Raw genomic sequence first — 22,107 nt, 5'->3', positions numbered from 1 at the left:
TCAGAAGTCCAGATTTTCCACGCTCAGCGCATTTTGCTGGATGAACTCGCGACGGGGTTCGACCACATCACCCATCAGCTTGGTGAACAGATCGTCGGCTTCGGCCATATCCTCGACCCGCACTTGCAGCAGGGTGCGCGCATCCGGATCCAGCGTGGTTTCCCACAATTGATCGGGGTTCATTTCGCCCAGACCCTTGTAGCGTTGCAGGGACAGACCCTTTTCACCCTCGGCCAAAATCGCGTCCAGCAGGTCCATCGGTCCCATAATCACCTGAGAGCGATCCTTGCGATGCAGCGTCGCGGGCGTGCCGTAGACGTCTTGCAGCGACTCGGTAAAGCTGCCGGTCTTGCGCGCCTCGCCCGAGCGCATCATGCGCCCATCCAGTGTTCGCACCTCTTCGACGCCACGCAGGATCCGTGCCAACCGCACACCTTTGTCCTGTGTGATCCGCCCGACCCAGCCACGTTCCCATTCCAGCGCAATCAGGTTCAGCCGCTCGGCCACTTTGTCGGCGACCCCTTGCAAATCCGCGTCGACCGCGCCGGGCACAAAGGCCCCCGCAATCGCTGCCTGTTCCAGAATGTGACGGGGATAATGGGTGGGGAAGGCTTGCAGCACACGGCGCAACTGACGTGCCTCGTCCACCACGCGGACCAGGTCCTGGCCCGCGATTTCCTCACCATTGCCCTGACGCAACATCGCCCCCTCGATCCCTTGTTGGATCAGGTAATCCTGCATCTCGGCCTCGTCCTTGAGGTACACCTCGGATTTGCCCCGTGCGACCTTGTAAAGCGGCGGTTGCGCGATGTAGAGATATCCGCCTTCGATCAACTCAGGCATCTGGCGATAAAAGAAGGTCAGCAGCAGGGTGCGAATATGCGCCCCGTCCACGTCTGCATCTGTCATAATGACAATCTTGTGGTAGCGGAGCTTATCAATGTTGAACTCATCGCGCCCGATCCCGGTGCCAAGCGCCATCACCATGTTGCCGATTTCCTGAGAGCCCAGCATTCGGTCGAACCGTGCTCGCTCCACATTCAGGATTTTACCCTTGAGGGGTAGAATGGCCTGGGTCTTGCGATCCCGCCCGGTCTGAGCTGATCCACCGGCGCTGTCACCCTCGACCAGAAAGATTTCGGTATTGGCGGGGTTCTTGTCCGAACAATCCTTCAGTTTCGAGGACAAGAAATTCATATCCATCGGGTTCTTGCGCCGGGTCAATTCGCGGGCCTTACGCGCAGCCTCACGGGCGAGGGCAGCCTCGACGATTTTGCCCACGATGATCCGCGCTTCGTTCGGGTTTTCCTCGAACCATTCGGCTAGCTTGTCGTTGACCAGCCCCTCAACCGCAGGGCGCACTTCGGAGCTGACCAGCTTGTCTTTGGTCTGGCTCGAAAACTTGGGGTCAGGCACTTTGACGGACAGCACACAGGTCAGCCCCTCACGGGCATCATCGCCGGTAAAGCTGACCTTTTCCTTTTTCGCGATACCGCTGGTCTGGGCATAGTTGTTGATGGTGCGGGTCAGCGCCCCGCGAAAGCCTGCCATATGCGTGCCACCATCGCGCTGTGGGATGTTGTTGGTGAAGGGCAGAACGTTCTCGTGATAGCTGTCATTCCACCACATCGCCACCTCGACGCCGATGTCGTCTTTTTCGCCATGGATAAAGATCGGCTCAGGCATGACAGAGGCTTTGGAGCGGTCGAGATACTTGACGAACTCGCGCACGCCACCCTCGTAAAACAGCTCGGATTTCAAATGCTCGACAGGACGCTCATCTGTCAGAATGATGCGCACCCCGGAGTTGAGGAAAGCCAACTCGCGCAGCCGCTTTTCCAGCGTCTCGAACGAGTAATCGAGGTTCGAAAATGTCTCGGTTGACGCAAGAAAGCGCACCTCGGTTCCGGTGCGCCCGTTGGAATCGCCCACGACCTTGAGGTGTTCGACCGTGTCACCATGCGCAAAGCGTGCGACATGTTCCTTGCCATCGCGCCAGATGCGCAGGTCCAGCTCGACGGACAGGGCGTTTACAACGGAAACGCCGACTCCGTGCAGACCGCCCGACACCTTGTAGGAGTTGCTGTCAAATTTGCCGCCTGCATGCAGTTGGGTCATAATGACCTCTGCGGCCGACACGCCCTCTTCTTCGTGAATACCAACCGGAATACCCCGGCCATTGTCGCTGACGGATATCGATGAATCCTCGTGAATTGTGACGGTTACCGCGTCCGCGTGTCCTGCCAGCGCCTCATCGATGCCATTGTCCACAACCTCGTAAACCATGTGGTGCAAACCGCTGCCATCGTCGGTGTCGCCGATATACATGCCGGGGCGCTTGCGCACCGCCTCCAAGCCCTTGAGAACCTTGATAGAATCTGCACCATATTCTTCTGGGATCTGCTCGTTATCTGCCATGTATCGGGCCCTTTTTTAGTTGCCCTGAATTTACGCTTTTTGAGGGGGAATGTCACGTGACCGAGGCAAGATTTTGTGTGTCAGGTCAGGGGGATAATCAGACCCAGACAGATCAGCAGAACACCAGCCGTCAGGTTCATCCGGCGCAAGGCGCGCGGGCTAGACATCAGGCGCCGTGCGCGATCGATGAACAGCGCCATGGCAAGGTTGCCGATCAGGGGTACGACCATCGACAGGGCGACGATGATGGCCACATCCCACCCCGTCAGCCGGGTCAGATCAAAGAAGCCGGGCAGCATCCCCATATAGAACAGGATCGCCTTGGGATTGCCGAGGATGACAGAAAGCCCGGCCAGAAATCCCGCCCACATGCCCGGACGGGTCAGCCGACCGTCGGTGTTGACCTTGGCGTCCGCACTGTGGATCACAAGCACCCCCATGACGACGAAGATGCCCGCCGAGACCCATTTCAACGCTTCAAGAAACCCGCCATAGACCGACAGGATCCACGTGATCCCGAAGATTGCGAGCAGCGACCAAAGCACGTCACCGACAACAACGCCCAAGGCCAAGGGCCACGTGGCGTGAAAGCCGCCCGACAGGCTGCGCGCGATCAATCCAACCCAAACCGGGCCGGGTGTCAGAAACAGAGCCAACAGTGCACCTGTATAAAGCGCGATGTCCCACGGCGCGAGCGTCACGGGCGCGCAACCACGCTCGCACCATCAACGTCGCTGACATGCAGGTATTGCGCACGTGTGCCCATCGTCTCGAACAACTCGGGGCCCGTGCCCGTCATCCAGGCTTGCGCCCCAAGCGTGGAAATCTCGTCATACAGGGCCGCGCGGCGGCCGGCGTCCAAATGCGCACCCACCTCGTCAAGCAACAACAGGGGCGGTGCGCCAAAATCACGGGCCAACGCACGGGCATTGGCAAGGATCAGTGACACCAGCAGCGCTTTTTGTTCACCTGTCGAACAGTCCTTTGCCGGAACCCCCTTGGTCGCATAGACCCCGAACAGGTCTGCACGGTGCGGCCCGATCAGGGTGCGCCCGGCCCCCAGATCACGGGCGCGGTTGTCCGTCAGTGCAGCGCGCAAACCGTCGGCACCTTCAGGCATGCCCAATTCACCCGGCTCAAGCAGCAGATCTGCGGCAGGAAAGGTGGTCAACGCATCCCCTTGCGCCTGGGCCAACTCATCAAGCGCGTGCAGCCGATTGGCATGGATCGCCGCCCCCGTCTCAGCCATGCGCGTCTCAAGGGCTGCGTACCAATGCGGGTCGCGGACCATATCCTTGAGCAGCCGATTGCGTTCGCGCATCGCCTTTTCGTATTCAAGCGAAACCTGCGCGTGGTCCGGCACAAAACTCAGCGTCATGCGGTCCAGAAAGCGCCGCCGCCCCTCTGCCCCTTCAATCCACAGCCGATCCATGGCCGGAATCAGCCACAGCACCCGCGCAATACGACCCAGTGCAGTTTGGGCCGCAGCCTTGCCATCAATGCGAACCTGACGGGCGGACCCGTTCTCGGACCAGGTCTCGACCTCATGCACCTGCTGTAAGGAGTTTAAAACCGTTGATATCTTCCACCCCACAGCCTCGGGGCGGCGAGTCATATCCTCGGCAGAGGAACGACGCAGCCCGCGCCCGGGCGAAAGCAGTGACACGGCCTCCAGAATGTTGGTTTTGCCCGCACCATTGGGGCCATGGATCGCCACGGGACGGGCATCCACAGACATCCGCGCGACTTTATGTGAGCGAAAATGCGACAGCACCAACGATGTCAGATGCAGCGCCATCCCAGCCCTTCATTGTTCCAAAATATGCCCGCCGGAGGCGAAAGTTACACGCGCATCGGCATGACGACATAGACAGCCGACTGATCCGTGCCTTCGCGCATCAACGTCGGATCACCCGACGAGTTGAACATAAACACCGCATTCTCGCGATCCACCTGCGACGCAATCTCAAGCAGGTATTTCGCGTTGAAACCGATCTCGAGGCGCTCGTCACCGTAGGCGACGGCCAGTTCTTCCTCGGCGGCACCCGAATCCGGGGCATTGACGGACAAGATCAGACGATCCTCATCCAGTTGCAGTTTCACCGCCCGCGAGCGCTCGGATGATACGGTGGCGACACGGTCCACGGCCTTGGCGAAATCGGACGCATCCACTTCCATCTTGCGAGTATTGCCGACCGGGATCACGCGGGTGTAGTCCGGGAAGGTTCCGTCAATCACCTTGGACGTCAACGTAATGTCCGGCGTGGCAAAGCGAACCTTGGTTTCGGACACCGACACAGCGATCTGCATGTCGTCATCATCTAGCAGCTTGCGCAACTCGCCCACGGTCTTGCGCGGCACGATCACGCCGGGCATGTCCGCAGACCCGTCCGGCAAATCGCTGTCGATCCGGGCCAGCCGGTGACCATCAGTGGCCACACAGCGCAGCGCCTTGCCGTCATCCCCGTCTGCGATGTGCATGTAGACTCCGTTCAGATAATACCGGGTCTCTTCGGTGGATATGGCAAATTTGGATTTGTCGAACAGGCGGCGCAGCTTGGGCGCAGGCACGGAAAAGTTCGACGCGTACTCGGACGATGCCATGACGGGAAAGTCTTCTTTGGGCAGCGTCGCAAGGGAAAAGTTGGAACGGCCCGCTTCGACCGCCAGACGGCCAGCGGCACTGTCGGCGGTCAGGGTCACCAGCGCGCCATCCGGCAGTTTGCGCACGATTTCATGCAAGGTGGTGGCAGCGACCGTGGTGGCTCCGGCACGCTCGACCTGAGCCGGGGCCTTGTCCACGACCTCAATATCCAGATCCGTGGCCCGGAATGTGACGTCAGACCCTTCGGCCTCGATCAGCACATTGGCAAGGATCGGAATGGTATTGCGACGCTCGACCACAGACTGCGCCTGACTGACAGCCTTCAACAAGACACCGCGTTCAACACTGATTTTCATGGTCGCTCTCCCACCAGGCATCGGGACGGGCACACTAGCTTACCCACCGTGCATCACAAGCATTTTGTTGCTTGTCGGGTGCGCAGGCATCGGCGTCAAGACGCCGGGAGCTCAAATACGAAACGGGTGCCGAATAGGGCACCCGCTGTGGTGAATTTACGACCTGTTTTCAGGCCTCAAGGGCCCGGCGCAGCATTTCGAGATCTTCGGCGATCTGACCGTCTTGCTGCTTCAACTCTTCGATGCGCTTGACGCCGTGCATGACCGTGGTGTGGTCACGGCCCCCAAAACGACGGCCAATCTCGGGCAAGCTGCGCGAGGTCATCTTTTTACATAGATACATCGCAACCTGCCGGGGCCGGGCATAGCTGCGCAACCGCTTGGGGCCGATCATGTCGGACAGGCGGATGTTGTAATGTTCCGAGACCTTGCGCTGGATTTCTTCGACCGTGATCTTGCGTTCCGAGGCGCGCAGCACGTCGGCTAGGCAATCCTGGGTCAGATCCATGTCGATCTTGCGCCCCACAAGGGAGGCAAAGGCAAACAGCCGGGTTAACGCGCCCTCAAGCACCCGTACGTTCGTGGAGATGCGATGGGCAAGGAATTCGAGCACTCCGTCCTCGACGCGAAGGTCGGGATAGGTGAGGACATGCTGTTCGACCTTGGACTGCAGGATGCCAAGGCGCAGTTCATAATCAGTCGGGTGCAGATCGACTACCAGACCACATTGCAAACGGGATTTCACACGATCTTCAAGGTCTTTGATCTCACCTGGTGCGCGGTCGGCAGAAATGATGATCTGTTTGTTCTGATCCACCAGTGCGTTGAAGGTATGAAAGAATTCCTCTTGTGTTGACCCCTTGCCGGCGATGAATTGAACGTCATCGACCATCAGGACGTCGACGGAGCGGAATAGCTCTTTGAAGTCCATCATCTTGCGGTCGCGCAAGGCCTGCACAAAGCGGTACATGAATTGCTCGGCGGACAGATAAAGGACATTCAGATCGGGGCGGCGGGTCTGAAGTTCCCAGGCGATGGCATGCATGAGGTGCGTTTTGCCAAGGCCAACGCCCCCATAAAGAAACAGCGGATTAAAGGTGACAGGACCGCCTTCGGCCACCCGACGGGCAGCGGCGTGGGCCAATTCGTTAGGTTTACCCACAACAAAGCTGTCAAAGGTAAAACGCCGATCCAGCGGCGCGGCGGACAGAGCAGCATGGGCGCGGGTCGGCGTGGGCGGCACAGGCGCGGCCGTCCGGGCAGGCGTATCAATCGCGCTGGGTCGGCTTTGTGAATTGGCGGGCACTGAAAAGCTGAGGCGGCGGATGCTGTCATCTTCGTTTTTCAGCTCGTGCAGGATCAGATCGGAAAAGTTCTGGCTGACATAATTGCCCATGAAATGCGTGGGCACATCAAATGTCGCGATCCCATCGTCAAGATCCCTGAAGTCGAGCGGTTCAATCCATGTGGTGTAATTGTTCTGTCCAACCGTCGTAAGCAGCCGTTCCCGCAGTTCGCCCCATTTTTCTTTTGTCATCTTCGTCCAACCATTCATATCTGCCATCAGAATCAACCGGCCCGTGCCGGACGACTCCTCCGTCCCGTTCATTTTGAAGGCAAATCGATCCCACCCCGCTGCCAGATGCCAGCGGACTCGATCCCTTCGGATTTTAACAGATGAGACACCGCACATAAGGCCAGAACATGGCCAAACGCGCTCCGCGTCTACCGTACACCAATTTTTATGACAGGTCGGATTGCAGCCAAAACTGCACCATTCCAAATGCGGGTTACATTATCTTTGTCTACCCGCTCCGTCGATCAATACGGCAACAATCGTATCGATGTCTGGCCTGTCCCCCCAAGGCGATTCCTAGTCGCACCACGGTGGTAACAAGTTCGCGCGCAGTGCGTCCATAGAACTTAAATCTTGACTCAGACTTTTTGTGCAAAGAATCTGTGCGGCCCTTGTTTTCATAGGAAAAACGAAAAAAGCGCCGCAAAAATGCGACGCTTTGAAATTCACGCGGTGCGTGTCTTAGCCCAGCGCTTTGACCCGGGCCGACAGGCGCGACATTTTGCGCGCCACTGTATTCTTGTGGTAAACACCCTTGGTCACACCCCGCATCAATTCCGGCTGAGCGGCCTTGAGTGCGGTGCCTGCTGCGTCTTTGTCACCCGAGGCAATCGCCTCTTCGACACGGCGCAGATAGGTGCGGATGCGCGAGCGACGCGCCTTGTTCACTTGAAAGCGTTTTTCGTTTTGACGGGCCCGCTTTTTGGCCTGAGGCGAATTTGCCATATTATCTCGTCCCAATCTATTGGTGCGGTAGTTTCAGAAGTGGCGTCTTTATGTCCGTCCGCAAACCGAGTCAAGCCATGTCGACCCTGGAGGGGGCCAGCCCCCGCCCTGCGGGCCCCCCGGAGTTTATTTTGCAAGATGAAGAGGCTGGATCGGTACCCTATTTGTCCCGGAACTGCGCTTCGCGTTTTTCAAGGAAGGCGGCCATCCCTTCCTTCTGATCTTCGGTGGCAAATAGCGAGTGGAACACCCGCCGCTCGAACAGCAGCCCCTCGCGCAGCGGCACTTCGAACGAGCGGTTGACGGCCTCCTTGACGGCCATGGTCGAGATCATGGATTTTTCCGCAATTTTGGCAGCGGCCCCCATCGCTTCGTCGAGCAGTTTTTTGGCAGGGACCACGCGGCTGACAAGCCCGGCGCGCTCGGCCTCTTCTGCGTCCATGAAACGGCCTGTGAGGTTCATATCCATCGCCTTGGCTTTGCCCACGGCGCGGGTCAGGCGCTGTGTGCCCCCGATTCCGGCCATGACCCCAAGGTTGATTTCGGGTTGCCCGAACTTGGCTGTATCCGAGGCGATGATGAAATCACACATCATCGCCAACTCGCATCCCCCACCAAGGGCATAGCCGGACACCGCAGCAATTACCGGCTTGCGCACCCGTACGATCGCATCGGTTTCTGGGCCAAACAAATCTTCGGTAAAGGCCTCGACATAGGTCTTGTTCTTCATCATCGCGATATCGGCCCCGGCGGCGAAAGCCTTTTCCGACCCAGTGATCACGATGCAGCGCACTTTGCTGTCGGCCTGAGCCGCGCTCATCGCCTCCGCAAGCTCGCTCATCAACTGATCGTTCAGCGCATTCAACGCATCGGGCCGGTTCAGCGTCACCTTTGCGATGTGGTCTTCTACTTCGACGATGATCGTCTCATAGGCCATGGGATTGCTTTCATCTGTTGTCGTCAGGGGGCGAGCATTACCATGAGGTGCCCCCGTTTCAAGTCAAGTTTGACACGACCGGCAATAGAATGACGACCGCCCTGCTTGGACAATCCGGGCAATTGTGTGGGGGCAGTCAGCGGTCCGGCATGGCTCCCCTTCGCGCCCATACACGTCAAAGCTGTGCTGAAAATATCCAAGCTCTCCATCGGCTTGGCGGAAATCCCGCAGCGATGATCCCCCTGCCTCAATCGCCTCTGACAGCACCTCGCGGATGATCGGGACCAGTGCGGCGACCCGCCCCTTGCCGATATTTCCCGCCTTGCGTGCCGGAGAGATGCCGCCACGGAACAGGGCCTCGCACACATATATATTGCCCAGCCCGGCAACGATTCTCTGATCGAGCAGTGCGGATTTGACAGGGCTGTTCTTGTTTCTGAACGCGTCAATCAGGTGGGTTTCATTGAAGTCATTGCCAAGCGGCTCCGGCCCCAGCACCGCCAGAAGCTTGTGTTGATCCGAAGTGGCCGTGTCCATCAGGTCCATCGCCCCGAACCGGCGCGGATCGTTGAAGGTGATGCGCGCGCCATTGTCCATATGCAGCACCACATGGTCATGCTTCTGTGCTGCGGGATGGTCATGCACAAAGACCCCAAGCGGATCGCCAGACACCAGCATCCGCCCCGACATCCCAAGATGTACCAACAGCGTTTCGCCCCCGCTGAGGTCGGCGAGGATATATTTCGACCGCCGCCGCAGCCCCAGCACCCGCTGGCCCGTCAGCCGGTCTGCCATACCGGGCGGAAACGGCCAGCGCAGATCGGGCCGGTTTATATCCGCCTGCTTGATCACCGCGCCTGTCATTGCCGGACTCAACCCGCGGCGCACGGTTTCAACTTCGGGCAGTTCGGGCATGGCATTGGTCCTGCGTCAAAAGGGCTACGTTGTGTATGCCCGCGCGCGCTCTATAACAAGGCCTGACAGATGAGAAAGATGCGCACCATGAGTGATGACAAAACCACCCATTTTGGGTTCGAAACCGTGCCCGAAAGTGAAAAGGCGGGCCGGGTGCGTGGTGTGTTTGATTCCGTGGCCTCAAAATACGACGTGATGAATGATGTGATGAGCGTCGGCATCCACCGTATCTGGAAAGAGGCGATGATGGATTGGCTTGCCCCCCGTGCCGGTCAAAGACTGCTCGATGTGGCCGGTGGTACGGGCGACATTTCCTTCAAATTCCTGAAACGGGCTGGCCGTGGGCATGCCACCGTGCTTGATCTGACCGAACCGATGCTGGTCGAGGGGCGCAAACGGGCCGAAGCGGGCAAGATGGCCGACAGTCTGGACTGGGTTGTGGGCGACGCCATGGCGCTGCCTTTTGAGGACAACAGCTTTGACGTCTACACCATCAGCTTTGGTATCCGGAACGTCACCCGCCCCCAAGAGGCACTGAGTGAGGCCTACCGCGTGCTCAAACCCGGTGGGCGGCTGATGGTGCTTGAGTTCTCGCAACTGCCCAATGAGGGCATGCAGAAACTTTACGATCTCTACAGCTTCAACGTGATCCCCCGCATGGGCCAGATGATCGCCAATGACCGCGAAAGCTACCAATACCTTGTGGAATCGATCCGCAAATTCCCGGATCAGGACACATTTCTTGGCATGATCCGCGCCGCCGGGTTTGAGCAGGCCAAGTACCGGAATATGACCATGGGCGTTGCCGCGCTGCATTCGGGCTGGAAGATCTGAGGCCGCACGGATGAGAGGACCTCACAACATCATCCGTCTGATCCGGACGGGCGCAACGCTGGAACGGACCGGGGCGATGAACCTCGTGCTCGATGCGTTTGAGGCCCCGCCCGCCCTGCGCTTCGTGGCCAAGGCACTTGGCAAGCCCTTCCAATTCCTCGGTTACAAGGGCGACCCCTCCATGCCGCCCGCCACCCGCGCGCTCACCGCCCTGGGCCCTGCCTACATCAAATTTGGACAGGTTCTGTCGACAAGGCCGGATGTGGTTGGCGATGAGTTGGCAGTGCAATTGCGCGTGCTTCAGGACAAACTGCCCCCCTTCTCTATCGAGGAGGCCAAGGACGAAGTCCAACGCGCGCTTGGCCAACCTACGGATGCCATTTTCTCCGAGTTCAGTGCGTCGGTGGCGGCGGCGTCCATTGCGCAGGTCCACAAGGCCCGACTCGCGGAGACAGGGGAAGAGGTCGCAGTCAAAGTGCTTCGCCCCGGTATCGAACGCGCATTCAGCAAGGATGTCGACGCGTTCTACCTCGCGGCTCGTATCGTTGATATTTTCGCCCCGGGCGCGCGCCGTTTGCGCCCGATGGAGGTGATCGAACACTTTGATGGTGTCGTGCAGGGTGAGCTGGACTTGCGGCTCGAATCTTCGGCTGCGGGTGAATTCGCAGCCAACACAGCCAATGATGACGGGTTCACATTGCCCAGGATCCGGTGGGAACATTCCGCGCGTCGGGTGATGACGCTGGAATGGGCCGATGGGGTGCCGATGGGGGACAATGCGGCGATTGATGCGGCGGGACACGATCGGGTGGATTTGTCGCAGCGGGTGCTGAAGCTGTTTCTGATGCACGCTCTACGAGACGGATATTTCCACGCAGATATGCATCAGGGCAACCTCAAGGTCGCACCGAACGGGGATATCATCGCCTATGATTTCGGGATCATGGGGCATATCGACGAGTACACGCGCCGGGTCTACGCAGAGATCCTGTTCGGGTTCATCCGCAAGGACTATAAACGCGTCGCCGAGGTGCATTTTGAGGCGGGATATGTGCCTGCTGACAAGGATGTGGACGAATTTGCGCGCGCATTGCGCGCCGTGGGCGAACCGATCTTTGGAATGGATGCCTCCAAAATCTCGATGGGGCGGCTGCTGAGCTATCTGTTCGAGGTCACCGAACGCTTCGGTATGGAAACCCGCACCGAACTGATCCTGCTGCAACGGACCATGGTTGTGGTCGAAGGGGTCGCACGCTCGCTCAATCCAAACACGAACATCTGGCAGGTCGCCTCGCCCGTTGTCACCGATTACATCCAGAAATCCATCGGGCCCAAGGCGGTGGTCAGCGATCTTTACAAAACCGCACGCGTCCTCACCCGCTTTGGTCCGCGCCTGCCACGTCTTGTCGAACAGGCTCTGATTGCACAATCAAATCCCGTCCCCGAAAAACGACGCGGCTTCTGGCGCTGGCTGGTGCTGGCCGGATGCGTGGGCGCACTGGCAGGTGGCGCACTCACGCTCATTGTCGAAGCGCTTGTCTGACTCTTCTTTTGACCAAAAATACCGTTCGGGGGTCCGGGGGTGAAAAACCCCCGGTCCGGCACTGGCCATTACGCAAGGGGTTCAATGGGGACTGTTGCATTAGTCGGTTGATGGCGTGTGTGTGTGGTGTTGATGCGCTGGATCATGCGGTTGCAAACAGTTGAGAGATGAATCGGATTTCACCCCGAACACCTGGTTGTTTGTGATAGATGTGGCCGCGTCTGATTGTTCTAGTGGTCTCTATTCTGCTCAAAGTAGCTTTGGCCAATCACAAGGACCGGACGCTCTGTCGGCAGTCGAGCAGTCGTTTCGTAGCTGCATGATCACTCTCAATCAAATTGTTGCGCCATTTTTTGTCGACGTACCGGATGCTATCAAAATGAGGGTCATATCGGTGATTGATTTCACGAATGACGCGGCGATAGGTCGGTGCTTTGTCGGTCCCGATTGTTACGGGCTGGTGCAGGCGCGCACGCTCGATCGCTTTGTTGAGAAAGGCTTTGGCGTCTTTCGCATCCCGTCTGGCGGTGAGGGGGAAGTCGATTATCTGACCGTTCGCATCGACTGCCCGCCATAGATAGCACCACCGTCCGGCTGCGCGGATGTAGGTCTGGTCTCTCGCCCGACAGGGCATTGCTTGCAATGCCTGAGAGGGAACATGCCAATCGACGCTGGCTCGGCGCAGATGCTTCTCGGTCCGCTTGGTCAGTTCAGATCCAAACTTCTAAGCTCAACGGTAAGCCGTGGATCGATCCACACTGATGTCGCGCTCAGCCAGCAAATATACAACGTCTTGATATGACAGCGGATATCGCAAATACTACCGTACAGCGCAAAGGATGATGCCGTGCGGAAAACGGTGGTGCTTGAACGGTGATTTGTGTGGCTTGCTCAATCTCAAAAGCCCAAAACGAACAACACCACCGACTAATGCAATAGTTCAGATGATCGCTATGCTGCAAAACGGGTTGGACGTGTCGAACGTGATCACGCACCGCTCTGATATGGCGGATTTCGAGGCCGGGTTTGCCGCAATGAAAGGCGGATCATCGGGCAAGGTCGTACTGAATTGGCGCTAGGTCAGGGTGTCAGCGCCTGACGCCCGTTTTCGGTCAGCGTCCACACCTGCCCCCCTTCGAACACGGCTGCTGTAAGGGGTTTGCCATATCCGGCACCCGTATCAAGGTTCACCCGATTGCCATAATGCGTAGCCCGGTCGATGGGTGTGTGTCCGTGCACGATCAGTTTGGGGTGTGGCCCTGTATAGGTGTGGAACTGCTGGCGGATCCAGATCATGTCCTCTTCGGTCTGATCAGTCAGAGGGACACCGGGGCGGATGCCTGCGTGGACAAACATCAGATCGCCGACGGTATGCGTGATGCGCAATTCCGCCAGAAAGTCGAGATGGGCTTGGGGAACCGCGGTGCGTGCCTCGGCATGCACGTCTTTTTCCCGCCGCTGGCCGCTGGCATCCACGCCATAAGAGGCCAGTGTCGTATCGCCGCCCAGCCGTTGATGCAGCCAGTACAGTTCAACCATCAGATAAGGGTCGTGTCGAAGTGGGTCTTGCATGAACCACTCAAACATGCGGTCGTGATTGCCTTTGATAAAGGTCCAGTTGCGATGCGCGTCACGCCCTTCGATCAGCCGCTCGATCACGCCACGGCTGTCAGGGCCGCGATCCGTATAATCGCCGAGAAAGACGATCTGCGCATCGGCCCCACCGTCTTCTTCGATCAGAGACAAGATCTGATCCAGTTTGCTCAACTGCCCATGAATGTCGCCAATGGCATAGATCGGACTGGTCATGGGATTCCCTTGCAAAAGCGATGTGCCGTAAGGCGGAGGTGTCCTCCGCCTTAGGACAATACTGTGTCAGGCGACGTCAAATTCCAGAGGTTTAACCTGAGTAAACATCCCCGTCCCGTCCAGTGTTTTCAGCACATCGCCCGGAATCGGATGATCGACATACAAAAGTGCAATCGCCTCACCGCCCTCGGCGGCACGCCCCAAGGTGAAGTTCGCGATGTTCACGCCGTTCTTGCCCATCGTGTTGCCAAGCAGGCCAATGATGCCGGGTACGTCTTCGTTGGTGGTATAAAGCATGTTGGCCCCAATCTCGGCATCAATGTTGATGCCCTTGATCTGGATGAAGCGCGGCTTGCCATCACTGAACACCGTGCCCGCAACCGAGCGTTCGCGCTTGTCCGTCACCACGGTGACCTTGATATAGCCATCGAACGTGCCTGACTTGTTTTGGTTCGTGGTCGAGATCTGGATACCACGTTCCTTGGCGATGATGGGCGCGCTGACCATGTTCACGTCTGGATTGGCGCGTTTCATAATGCCCGCAATCACACCGCAGTTGAGCGCATCAAGGTTCATATCTGCGACTGACCCGTCATAGAGGATGTTGATGGCCTTGATCGGCTCATCCGTCATCTGGCCCACGAAGGCCCCGAGATGTCCGGCAAGTTTCACCCAAGGGCCCATCACCTTGGCCTCTTCTGCCGTGACGGAGGGCATGTTCAGCGCGTTCTCGACCGCGCCTGTCAGCAGATAGTTTGCCATCTGCTCTGCCACCTGAAGGGCCACGTTTTCCTGTGCCTCGGTTGTGGCGGCCCCAAGGTGCGGGGTGACAACGACATTGGGCAGATTGAACAGTGGATTGTCCTTGGCTGGTTCCTCGGCAAATACATCGAATGCTGCACCCGCCACATGACCGGATTTCAGCGCTTCGGCCAGGGCAACTTCGTCCACAAGGCCACCACGGGCGCAGTTGATGATCCGCGCACCTGGTTTCATCATCGCGATCCGTTCGGCGGTGATCATGTTGGCTGTCTGTTCCGTCTTGGGCACGTGCAGTGTGATGAAGTCGGCGCGCTTGATCAGATCTTCGAGTTCGACCTTTTCGACGCCCATCTTGGCGGCTTTTTCCTCGCCCAGGAACGGGTCGAAGGCCAGCACCTTCATTTTGAGCCCGCGTGCGCGGTCGCATACGATGCCACCGATGTTGCCTGCCCCGATGACCCCAAGCGTCTTGCCGGTCAGTTCGGTGCCCATGAATTTCGACTTTTCCCATTTGCCCGCATGGGTTGAGGCGGAGGCTTCGGGGATTTGCCGTGCAACGGCGAACATCATCGCAATGGCATGTTCGGCGGTCGTGATCATGTTGCCAAAGGGCGTGTTCATCACGATCACGCCTTTCTTGCTGGCGGCATCCTTGTCGATGTTGTCGGTGCCGATACCCGCGCGCCCGATCACCTTGAGGTTGGTCGCGTTCTTGAGGATCGTCGGCGTCACCCGCGTGGCTGACCGGATGGCGAGGCCGTCATAGTCGCCGATCATTGCGGCGAGCTTGTCTTTGTCCTTGCCGAGGTCGGGTTGAAAATCGACCTCGATCCCGCGATCTTTGAAGATTTGAACGGCGGCTTCCGAGAGCTTGTCGGAGATGAGTACTTTGGGGGCCATTGCTGTGGTCCTTTGATGGAGCGATGGCGGACGACACGTCCGCCTTGCGAAAAAGGGGATTGGGTAAGGCGGAGGTGTCCTCCGCCAAGGTTTATGCGTTGATTTCGGCCTCAAAGGCCCAGGCGAGCCATGGCAGCATGGCCTCGATGTCCGACGTCTCGACCGTGCCGCCGCACCAAATGCGCAGGCCCGGGGGCGCGTCGCGGTAGGCGCCGATATCGAGGGCTACGTTTTCATCCGCGAGGCGTTTTGCGACCGCCTTGGCAAAGGCTGCCCCGTCTGTGATCCGCTTGTCGGTGAACTTGAGGCAGACCGAGGTCGTAGACCGGGTCGCCGGGTCGGTTGCCAGATTTTCGATCCAGTCGTGTTGCGCGACGAAGTCCGCGATGGCTTGCGTATTCGCATCCGCCCGCGCGATCAGCCCCGGCAGCCCGCCCACGGATTTCGCCCAATCGAGCGCAAAGAGGTAATCCTCAACCGCCAGCATCGAGGGCGTGTTGATTGTTTCGCCTTTAAAGATGCCTTCGATCAGCTTGCCGCCTTTGGTCAGCCGGAAAATCTTGGGCATGGGCCATGGCGGGGTGTAGCTTTCCAGCCGTTCGACCGCGCGCGGCGAGAGGATCAGCATCCCATGCGCCGCCTCGCCCCCCAGTACCTTTTGCCAGCTGAAGGTCGTCACATCCAACTTGTCCCACGGCAAATCCATCGCGAAGGCTGCCGAGGTCGCATCGCACAGCGTCAGCCCGGTGCGGTTGGCGGGGATCGCCTCACCACTTGGCATGCGTACGCCCGAGGTTGTCCCGTTCCAGGTAAAGCAGACGTCGTGGTCGTAATTCAGCGCTGCCATATCCACGATCTCGCCATAGGTGGCGGTGTGGACGGTGTGGTCAATCTTGAGTTGTTTGGCCACATCCGTGACCCAGCCTGCGCCAAAGCTCTCCCACGCGACCATCTCGGCAGGCCGTTCCCCAAGCAGGGACCACATCGCCATTTCATAGGCACCCGTATCCGAGGCTGGCACGATCCCGATGCGGTAATCCGCCGGTACACCGAGGATTTCGCGGGTGTTATCGATGGCCTGTTTCAACTTGGCCTTACCGACAGCGGCACGGTGCGAGCGGCCCAACGGGGCGTCGGCCAAGGCGGTCAGTTCATGTGTGGGGGGTTTTGCGCAAGGCCCTGAGGAAAAGCGCGGATTGCTCGGGCGTGTGCCCGGTTGTGGAAGTGCCATGTCTGGTATCCTTACAGATAATCGCCCTTCGTTGGGGAAGGGTGTCCCACTGCCGGACGTACGCCGCCGGGCGGGGTGGTGCAAGCGACGTTTGGGGGCTATAGCGCCGCTTGTTGATTTATTTGCGACATACCCGTCGCCTTTCGGAAACTTGCCCATGTTTGTGTGTACGCTTTTGACGGACCCCGCCCACCCGTCGCTGAACCCAGCGATGGCGGACGCGCTGCGCAACGCTTGGGGCGGGAGGGATGTGCAGTGGCTGGCGGTTGATGAGGCTGCGGCATTCACCTTGCCCGCCATTCCCGACAATCGCTGGGAGGTTTGGGGCGACATGCAGGACCATGGCGTCGATCTGGTCGTGCTGCCGTTTGAAGGGCGACGTAAGCGGATGCTGATTGCCGATATGGACAGCACCATGATCCAGCAAGAGTGCATCGACGAACTGGCGGACGTGGCCGGTGTCGGGGACCGGGTAAAGGAGATCACCGCCCGCGCGATGAATGGTGAGCTGGACTTTGAAGCGGCCATTGTCGAGCGTGTCGGGTTGCTGGCCGGTCTGCCTGAAAGTGTGATTGCGGATGTGCTGCGTGACCGCATTACGATGACGCCGGGTGGTGCGACCTTGTTGGCGACGATGAAGGCGGATGGGGCCTATGCCGCGTTGGTGTCGGGTGGGTTTACCGCGTTTACATCCTCAGTCGCGGCGGATTTGGGCTTTGACGAGAACCGCGCCAATACGCTGCTTTCGTCGGGCGGTATTTTGACGGGTGAGGTCGGAATGCCGATCCTCGGGCAGCAGGCCAAGGTCGATGCGCTGGAGGAGATTACGACCCGCTTGAGCCTTGGCGATTCGGATGTTTTGGCTGTTGGGGACGGAGCCAATGATCTGGGCATGTTGCACCGCGCAGGGATTGGGGTTGCGCTGCATGCCAAGCCGAGTGTTGCTGCGCAATGTGATGTGCGGGTGAATTTTGGGGATTTGACTGCGCTGCTGTTTTTGCAGGGCTATGCGCGGTCTGAATTTATTGAGGGATGACTGGGGCACAGCCCCAGACCCCGCGGTATTTTTGGTCAAAAGAAGTGGGTAAGGCGGATGTGTCGTTCGCCTAAAGCAGCGTCGGCGCGGCGCGGAGGTATCCTGTGTGCAGGCCCGCGAAGTTATGGATGGGACCGTTGGTATAGGCCAGCGCCTCCGGGTGATCAGGGTCGAGTTCGCCGAGTTTGACAAGGATTTGGGCGATGGCGCATTCGCTGGCCCGCGTGCCTCCGTCCGTGACCTTGAGGGCGACACCCATTTTCTGATCTGGCAGGATTGCGACAAAGTACCCTTCGGCCCCGGTCTTGATTGCGACACGCCCGGCCATGGCGCGCATCAGGCGGGTGCAGGCGCGCCCTTCGCCGGCCACCAAATCGGGATGCCGGGCCATCGCGTTTCGCAGCCGTCCCTGGGGGCTGTCATCCGGGGCGGCTGCGTATTTAGCCATGGCGCGCGCCATACCGTGCAGGGTACAGGCGTGGTTCGGGGCGGAACAGCCGTCAATGCCAAAACCGGGAGAGGTTTCCCCTGTCATCCGCTCGAATGCCTCAAGGGCGGCCTGCTGCACAGGATGGGACGGATCGACATATTCCGGGCCTGCGCCCAGATGGTTCGACAAGGTCAGAAAGCCTGCGTGCTTGCCGGAACAGTTGTTGTGAATGCGGCAGGGCGCTTCGTGTGCGCGGATCATCGCGTGGTGTACGTCGTCGTCCCGAGAGGGTTGCGGGCCGCATCGGAAATCATCATCGCCTAGTCCAAGGTGGTCCATCCACGCGCCGACTTTTTTCGAATGGATCGTGGCTCCCTGATGCGAGGCGCAGGCCAGCGCGAGGTGCTCGGGCATGAGGTTGTGCGCAGTGGCGGCACCACTTTCGATCAGGGGCAGGGCCTGAATCATTTTTGAGGATGAGCGCGGCAACACCACCGCGTCAGGATTGCCCCAGGCCCGTACGATCTGCCCGCTGTCATCGCAGATCACCGCGTGCCCCAAATGCGCGCTTTCAAGGAACGGTCCGCGCCATATTTCGGCGAGCGTTACAGCGTCATGGGCCGGATGCGTCATCTTTTCCCTCACAGTTGCGCGAAAACTCGCCAATTCATCTTTCCTGCGTCGCGCGTTTCGCGCTAATGTGCCACTTGTCGAGAAGAAATGCCGCTCTTGCAAGAGAATGCGCTGAAAAAGGCGTGCCTTGGGGCGGTGCAGGTATTGAGGCTACTTACAGCTTGGAGGCTGTGACTATGGGAATGACATCTAGAATATTGCGGGGCATGGCCGTCGTCGTAGGCGCGTTGTCGCTTATGTCCGGGGTAGCTTTTGCCCAGGATCAGAGCACGAACCGAGTGGCCGCCAAAACCGACTGGAGCGTGTTTGTCGAAGACAATCCGACCGAATGCTGGGGTGTCGCAACACCCAAGGAAACGGTGAACACCCGCGAGGGCCGCGTCGTGGCGGCGACCCGTGGCCAAATCCTGTTGATGGTCTTTTATCGTCCAAGTGCCCAAGCCAAAGGGCAAGTCGCCTTTACCGGCGGATATCCCTTCCGGTCTGGATCAACAGTAAACATAAACATCAGCGGCAATGAGTTTGAGCTGTTTACGGATGGGGAATGGGCGTGGCCTGCAACCGTTGCTGATGACGCCAAGATTGTCACCGCTATGAAACGCGGTTCGGATGCCATCGTTACCGGCGTGTCGAGCCGGGGCACGACGACCAAGGACACGTTCTCTTTGTTGGGCTTTACGGCCGCTGTCGAGGATGCCGAAGGTCGCTGCGGCGGCTAGGGCCACCTTCAAAGTCAAACATGCAGAAGCGACTGTACAGAGATGCACGGTCGCTTTGTATTTCAGCCCATTGGGATCTGCGCGGCCCCTTGCCGAGTCTGTATGGTTGTCCGGGTCCAGATCTGATTGTGACAGAGTAACGACTGACTGGGGCTTTGCCCCAGACCCCAGAGTTTTTCTGGCAAGATGAAGACGCGATGGTGCAATGCCGTCGCTTTATTTCATTTGGCGAATCCCTTTGTGATTGCCTGCACCTTTCATATATAGGGGCGCATCACCTTACCTATCTGGACCTTTGCCATGGCTGACGCGCCGATCACCCAGGATGTTTTGACGATCCCCCGCAAGCTGCCGGAGGGGCCTGTGAACCTTGTCGGTCTGACCCGTGATGCGATGCGCGATGTGCTGATCGCCAATGGCACGCCCGAAAAGCAGGCCAAGATGCGTGTCGGCCAGATCTGGCAGTGGATCTACCAGTGGGGCGTGCGTGATTTTGATGTGATGACAAACCTGTCCAAGTTCTATCGCATTGAACTGGCCGAGCGATTTGTGATTGAAATCCCCGAGGTCGTGTCAAAGCAGGTGAGCGAAGACGGCACCCGCAAGTGGCTGGTCCGCATCGCCGGTGGGCATGAAGTCGAAGTTGTCTACATTCCCGAAGAGGGGCGCGGCACGCTGTGCATCTCGTCTCAGGTCGGGTGCACGCTGACCTGTTCGTTCTGCCATACGGGCACTCAAAAGCTGGTGCGCAATCTCACGGCTGGAGAAATTGTCGGTCAGGTTATGATGGCCCGCGACGATCTTGAGGAATGGCCCATCCCCGGTGCGCCCAAGGACGAAACCCGTTTGCTGTCCAACATCGTGTTGATGGGCATGGGTGAGCCGCTGTATAATTTTGAGAACGTGCGCGATGCGATGAAGATCGCGATGGACGCCGAGGGCATCCAGCTGTCGCGTCGCCGTATCACGCTGTCGACCAGTGGCGTTGTGCCAGAGATTGCACGCACCGCTGCCGAGATTGGCTGTCAGCTGGCGGTATCCTTTCACGCCACCACCGACGAGGTGCGCGACAAGCTGGTCCCGATCAACAAGCGCTGGAATATCGAGGCACTGCTGGAGGCCTTGCGTGCCTATCCCAAAGTGTCGAATTCGGAACGGATCACGTTTGAATATGTGATGCTGAATGGGGTGAATGATACGGACGAGGACGCACGCCGCCTGATCAAGCTGATCGATGGTATCCCGGCTAAGATCAACCTGATCCCGTTCAATGAATGGCCCGGTGCGCCTTATACTCGCTCATCCAACAATCGCATTCGTGCCTTTGCCGACATCATCTACAAGGCGGGATATGCGAGCCCGATCCGCAAACCGCGGGGCGAGGATATCATGGCGGCCTGCGGGCAGTTGAAGTCCGCGACGGAGCGGGCCCGCAAGTCCCGTGCCCAGATCGCGCAAGAGGCCGGATTAGGATAGGCGGCTGCCATTGTTCCCGGCTTTGCCACAATTGGCCTCAATAATTTCCAAATCACGAACGATTGATGCCACGGAGGCACGACAAGGTGATCCTCAGGGAATGAGGAATTGGAGATACCCATGTCGATTATTACGAACAAGGATGAATTTGCCCACGCTCGAATCGTGGATCTTGTCACACGCGAACGCGAGATTGCCTTGTCGCGCCGCGAATGGAAGCACCGCCTTGCGGGCTACGGTTTTTCCATCCGCGAAACGGACGCAGGCGACATGGTCGAAACACTGCCCCACCGCACCGAAGTGTGCGTATTGCCCAGCATCGCCGCCTGATAATCAGCGCCCGGGCACCTCACCGCGTTTGTCGGTCGGGCCCCATGCATCGATGACGTCGATCGCCTCTTGCGCGGTGTCGACAAAGCGGAACAGGTCAAGATCATCAGCCGAAATGGTGCCTGCATCCGACAGCGCATCCCAGTTTATGATCGAATTCCAGAACGCCTTGCCAAACAGCAGGAACGGCACCCGTTCCATGCGGCCGGTCTGGATCAGTGTCAGGGCTTCGAACATTTCGTCGAGCGTCCCGAACCCTCCCGGGAACACGCAGATGGCCCGTGCGCGCATCAGGAAGTGCATCTTGCGGATTGCGAAATAGTGGAAATTGAAACACAAATCCGGCGTCACATAGGCGTTGGGGGCCTGCTCGAACGGCAGCACGATATTCAGCCCGATTGACGCCCCCTCTGCATCATAGGCACCGCGATTGCCCGCCTCCATCACACCCGGCCCGCCGCCTGTGACGATGACGTTTTGCGTGCCCCCGCTTTGCTTGGATTTTTCCGTCATCAGACGGGAAAATATGCGCGCCTCTTCATAATAGTGCGACAGATCAGCCAGCGTTTTGGTCCGTGCTTGATCCTTGTGATCCGGGTCAGGAATGCGCGCGCCGCCAAACAGCACGATGGTTGATTCAATCCCCGCCTCGTTCATCAGCATTTCAGGCTTGAGCAATTCGAGCTGCAACCGCACAGGTCGCAATTCGTCCCGGCACATGAACTCATCATCTGCGAACGCAAGCCCATAGGCGGGCGAGCGGGTTTGGGGTGTGTCTGGCACCCCTTCGGCGGCTTTGCGATCGGTGTGCGCATCACGGAATGGGCTGTGGCGGTCATCTTTCATCTGGTCATGGTCCTTTCAAGGCTTG

General features: G+C 58.8%; 20 protein-coding genes and 1 pseudogene. 7 read left to right on the top strand and 14 right to left on the bottom strand.

The window, feature by feature from the left end; translation table 11 throughout:
- The 8 genes from gyrB to mutM all read right to left on the bottom strand — a co-directional run bounded on the left by gyrB (position 1) and on the right by mutM (position 9,533).
- Entirely contained in the window at positions 1-2,418 is a 2,418-nt protein-coding gene (gene gyrB / locus Q0859_RS03380; RefSeq protein ID WP_299147488.1) for a DNA topoisomerase (ATP-hydrolyzing) subunit B, read from the bottom strand.
- 80 nt (positions 2,419-2,498) lie between these two features.
- A complete protein-coding gene (locus Q0859_RS03375; RefSeq protein WP_299147487.1) occupies positions 2,499-3,119 on the bottom strand; it encodes a LysE family translocator in 621 nt (206 codons plus the stop codon).
- Positions 3,116-4,216 carry a DNA replication/repair protein RecF gene (gene recF / locus Q0859_RS03370; RefSeq protein WP_299147486.1) on the bottom strand — a complete coding sequence of 367 codons (1,101 nt, stop codon included), beginning with the start codon at positions 4,214-4,216 and terminating at the stop codon, positions 3,116-3,118. The genes Q0859_RS03375 and recF overlap by 4 nt, the downstream gene beginning before the upstream one ends.
- A 44-nt stretch (positions 4,217-4,260) precedes the next feature.
- Positions 4,261-5,379, bottom strand: coding sequence for a DNA polymerase III subunit beta (dnaN, locus tag Q0859_RS03365; protein ID WP_299147485.1), 1,119 nt, complete (start codon positions 5,377-5,379; stop codon positions 4,261-4,263).
- 169 nt (positions 5,380-5,548) lie between these two features.
- Complete coding sequence (gene dnaA / locus Q0859_RS03360) at positions 5,549-6,916, bottom strand: chromosomal replication initiator protein DnaA (protein ID WP_299147484.1); 1,368 nt, start codon at positions 6,914-6,916, stop codon at positions 5,549-5,551.
- 501 nt (positions 6,917-7,417) lie between these two features.
- Positions 7,418-7,681: a 30S ribosomal protein S20 gene (gene rpsT / locus Q0859_RS03355; RefSeq protein ID WP_299147483.1), complete on the bottom strand. Its 264-nt coding sequence runs from the start codon at positions 7,679-7,681 to the stop codon at positions 7,418-7,420.
- 160 nt (positions 7,682-7,841) lie between these two features.
- On the bottom strand, positions 7,842-8,618 hold the full coding sequence (locus tag Q0859_RS03350; protein WP_299147482.1) for an enoyl-CoA hydratase: 777 nt from the start codon (positions 8,616-8,618) through the stop codon (positions 7,842-7,844).
- 63 nt (positions 8,619-8,681) lie between these two features.
- The gene (gene mutM, locus Q0859_RS03345; protein WP_299147481.1) at positions 8,682-9,533 is read right to left on the bottom strand and encodes a bifunctional DNA-formamidopyrimidine glycosylase/DNA-(apurinic or apyrimidinic site) lyase; all 852 of its coding nucleotides are present in this window, start codon (positions 9,531-9,533) and stop codon (positions 8,682-8,684) included.
- An 87-nt stretch (positions 9,534-9,620) separates the two neighbouring features.
- Here mutM and ubiE point away from each other — a divergent pair, with 87 nt between their 5' ends.
- A complete protein-coding gene (ubiE, locus tag Q0859_RS03340) occupies positions 9,621-10,367 on the top strand; it encodes a bifunctional demethylmenaquinone methyltransferase/2-methoxy-6-polyprenyl-1,4-benzoquinol methylase UbiE (protein WP_299147480.1) in 747 nt (248 codons plus the stop codon).
- A 10-nt stretch (positions 10,368-10,377) separates the two neighbouring features.
- Positions 10,378-11,910, top strand: a complete 1,533-nt coding sequence (gene ubiB / locus Q0859_RS03335; protein ID WP_299147479.1) for a 2-polyprenylphenol 6-hydroxylase — start codon at positions 10,378-10,380, stop codon at positions 11,908-11,910.
- Between the two features lie 268 nt (positions 11,911-12,178).
- Here the strand turns inward: ubiB and Q0859_RS03330 are convergent, their stop codons facing one another.
- The gene (locus Q0859_RS03330; protein WP_299147478.1) at positions 12,179-12,544 is read right to left on the bottom strand and encodes a DDE-type integrase/transposase/recombinase; all 366 of its coding nucleotides are present in this window, start codon (positions 12,542-12,544) and stop codon (positions 12,179-12,181) included.
- 307 nt (positions 12,545-12,851) lie between these two features.
- Here Q0859_RS03330 and tdh point away from each other — a divergent pair.
- Positions 12,852-12,989, top strand: a pseudogene (gene tdh / locus Q0859_RS03325) (L-threonine 3-dehydrogenase); the annotation flags it as partial.
- 1 nt (position 12,990) lies between these two features.
- Here the strand turns inward: tdh and Q0859_RS03320 are convergent.
- The 3 genes from Q0859_RS03320 to Q0859_RS03310 form a co-directional block, all read right to left on the bottom strand.
- Positions 12,991-13,719, bottom strand: coding sequence for a metallophosphoesterase family protein (locus Q0859_RS03320; RefSeq protein WP_299147477.1), 729 nt, complete (start codon positions 13,717-13,719; stop codon positions 12,991-12,993).
- Positions 13,720-13,785: 66 nt separating this feature from the next.
- A complete protein-coding gene (gene serA, locus Q0859_RS03315) occupies positions 13,786-15,381 on the bottom strand; it encodes a phosphoglycerate dehydrogenase (protein WP_299147476.1) in 1,596 nt (531 codons plus the stop codon).
- 91 nt (positions 15,382-15,472) lie between these two features.
- On the bottom strand, positions 15,473-16,612 hold the full coding sequence (locus tag Q0859_RS03310) for a phosphoserine transaminase (protein WP_299147475.1): 1,140 nt from the start codon (positions 16,610-16,612) through the stop codon (positions 15,473-15,475).
- 157 nt (positions 16,613-16,769) lie between these two features.
- On the opposite strand from Q0859_RS03310, the gene serB reads away from it, so the two are divergent.
- Positions 16,770-17,648: a phosphoserine phosphatase SerB gene (gene serB / locus Q0859_RS03305; RefSeq protein ID WP_299147474.1), complete on the top strand. Its 879-nt coding sequence runs from the start codon at positions 16,770-16,772 to the stop codon at positions 17,646-17,648.
- A gap of 70 nt (positions 17,649-17,718) precedes the next feature.
- On the opposite strand, the gene Q0859_RS03300 is transcribed toward serB, so the two are convergent.
- Complete coding sequence (locus Q0859_RS03300) at positions 17,719-18,711, bottom strand: asparaginase (protein ID WP_299147473.1); 993 nt, start codon at positions 18,709-18,711, stop codon at positions 17,719-17,721.
- 206 nt (positions 18,712-18,917) lie between these two features.
- Between Q0859_RS03300 and Q0859_RS03295 the strand changes: the two genes are divergently transcribed.
- The 3 genes from Q0859_RS03295 to Q0859_RS03285 all read left to right on the top strand — a co-directional run bounded on the left by Q0859_RS03295 (position 18,918) and on the right by Q0859_RS03285 (position 21,236).
- Positions 18,918-19,430, top strand: coding sequence for an invasion associated locus B family protein (locus Q0859_RS03295; protein ID WP_299147472.1), 513 nt, complete (start codon positions 18,918-18,920; stop codon positions 19,428-19,430).
- A 300-nt stretch (positions 19,431-19,730) separates the two neighbouring features.
- A complete protein-coding gene (gene rlmN, locus Q0859_RS03290; protein WP_299147471.1) occupies positions 19,731-20,906 on the top strand; it encodes a 23S rRNA (adenine(2503)-C(2))-methyltransferase RlmN in 1,176 nt (391 codons plus the stop codon).
- Positions 20,907-21,026: 120 nt separating this feature from the next.
- A complete protein-coding gene (locus Q0859_RS03285; RefSeq protein WP_299147470.1) occupies positions 21,027-21,236 on the top strand; it encodes a hypothetical protein in 210 nt (69 codons plus the stop codon).
- 3 nt (positions 21,237-21,239) lie between these two features.
- Here the strand turns inward: Q0859_RS03285 and Q0859_RS03280 are convergent, their stop codons facing one another.
- Positions 21,240-22,082 (bottom strand): TIGR00730 family Rossman fold protein, encoded by an 843-nt coding sequence (locus Q0859_RS03280; RefSeq protein ID WP_299147469.1) that lies wholly within the window; start codon positions 22,080-22,082, stop codon positions 21,240-21,242.
- Between the last annotated feature and the right edge of the window lie 25 nt (positions 22,083-22,107).

The sequence above is a fragment of the uncultured Tateyamaria sp. genome (genome assembly GCF_947497045.1).
Taxonomy (GTDB): Bacteria; Pseudomonadota; Alphaproteobacteria; order Rhodobacterales; family Rhodobacteraceae; genus Tateyamaria.
This window is presented reverse-complemented; position numbering and strand designations above follow the sequence as displayed.